This is a genomic window from Klebsiella sp. EMBS2024 (genome assembly GCF_036233805.1).
GTDB lineage: Bacteria > Pseudomonadota > Gammaproteobacteria > Enterobacterales > Enterobacteriaceae > Klebsiella > Klebsiella pneumoniae.
The window spans coordinates 1,729,560-1,731,407 of sequence record NZ_JAZARW010000001.1; the positions used below are offsets into that span (position 1 = coordinate 1,729,560).

1 protein-coding gene is annotated in these 1,848 nt (G+C 55.4%); it reads left to right on the forward strand.

What is annotated here, in order from left to right; all coding sequences use genetic code 11:
* Nucleotides 1-194: 194 nt before the first annotated feature.
* Nucleotides 195-1,805, forward strand: a complete 1,611-nt coding sequence (mqo, locus tag VZP09_RS07730) for a malate dehydrogenase (quinone) (protein WP_229537325.1) — start codon at nt 195-197, stop codon at nt 1,803-1,805.
* Nucleotides 1,806-1,848: the final 43 nt, after the last annotated feature.

Genomic DNA, 1,848 nt, shown 5'->3' on the forward strand with positions numbered 1-1,848 from the left:
ATCCGTCTTCGCTCTGTTTTTAAAATTGATTTTTTAAGTTAAATAACTGTTTGGTTTAAAATGCGAGAGTGTAAATGATATTTTAAAATAAAGTAAAAGTGCGTTAATATGCTGCCTCTTATGACCGTGTGCTACGTGATAATTCTATTATGCCTGCAATGAAAAAAACGATTATTTCCTTAACCGCATTAGCGATGTTCGTCAGCGCGGCGACGCATGCTGAAGCGGATACCTCGAAAAAAACCGACTTCCTGCTGATTGGCGGCGGGATCATGAGCGCCTCGCTCGGCACCTGGCTGCAGGCGCTGCAGCCGGACTGGGATCTGACCATGGTGGAGAAACTGGACGGCGTGGCGCTGGAGTCTTCCAACGGCTGGAATAATGCCGGTACTGGCCACTCGGCGAATATGGAGCTGAACTATACGCCGGAGCGGGCGGACGGGTCGATTGACGTCAGCAAAGCGCTCGATATTAACGAGCAATTTATGATTTCCCGTCAGTTCTGGTCGGCACAGGTGAAACGCGGTATTTTGCACGATCCGCACTCGTTTATTAATTCCACGCCGCATATGAGCTTCGTCTGGGGTGATAATGTGGATTATCTGCAGAAGCGTTATAACGCGCTGCAGCAGACCACCTTATTCCAGGGGATGAAATTCTCCACCGATCACGCGCAAATTAAACAGTGGGCGCCGCTGGTGATGGAAGGCCGCGATCCGCAGCAGAAAGTGGCAGCCACCTGGACGCCGGTGGGTACCGATGTCAACTACGGCGAAATCACTCGCCAGCTGATCGGCAGCCTGAAGAAAAATAACCACTTCACCCTGCAGACCTCCTCTGAGGTAACGGATTTCAAACGTAATGCCGACAACTCCTGGCACGTAACGATTAAGAATGTGCAGAGCGGGGAAGCGCAGACTATTGACGCCAAATACGTCTTTATCGGCGCCGGCGGCGGCGCGTTGAAGCTGCTGCAAAAAACCGGTATTCCGGAAGCGGATAACTATGCCGGCTTCCCGGTGGGCGGCTCGTTCCTGATGACCGAGAACCCGGCGGTCACCGCGCAGCATCTGGAGAAAGTGTATGGCCAGGCTTCAGTCGGCGCGCCGCCGATGTCGGTGCCGCACCTTGACGCTCGTTATCTCGACGGTAAGCGCGTGGTGCTGTTCGGGCCATTCGCCACCTTCTCGACCAAGTTCCTGAAAAATGGTTCGTTCTTTGACCTGCTCAGCACCACCACCACCGATAACGTGCTGCCGATGACCCACGTCGGTCTCGACAACTTCGATCTGGTGAAATACCTGGTTAGCCAGGTGATGCTCAGCGATGATGACCGTTTCGCTGCGCTGAAAGAGTACTACCCGGACGCGCGTAAAGAAGACTGGAAACTGATCCAGGCCGGCCAGCGCGTACAGATCATCAAGAAAGACGCAGAGAAGGGCGGCGTGCTGAAGCTCGGTACCGAAGTGGTGGTCGATCAGCAGAAAACCATTTCCGCGCTGCTCGGCGCTTCGCCGGGGGCTTCCACCGCCGCGCCGATCACCCTGAACGTGCTCAAGCAGATGTTCCCGCAGCAGTTTAACTCGCCGGAGTGGCAGAGCCGCATTCACGCTATTGTGCCGAGCTACGGCCAGAAGCTGAACGGTAACGTGGCGCTGACCCAGCAGGTTTGGGATGACACCGCTGCGACCCTGCAGCTGACGAAACCGCCGGTGATCCAGATGCCAGCGGCCGCACCTACCGCGACTGCCAAGCCGGCAGAGCCGCAGCGCGAGGCCTCGCCGCAGCACGATATGGCGCTGTAAAAGCAAACTCGACAGTGAAAAAAGGGAAGACCATGGTCTTCCC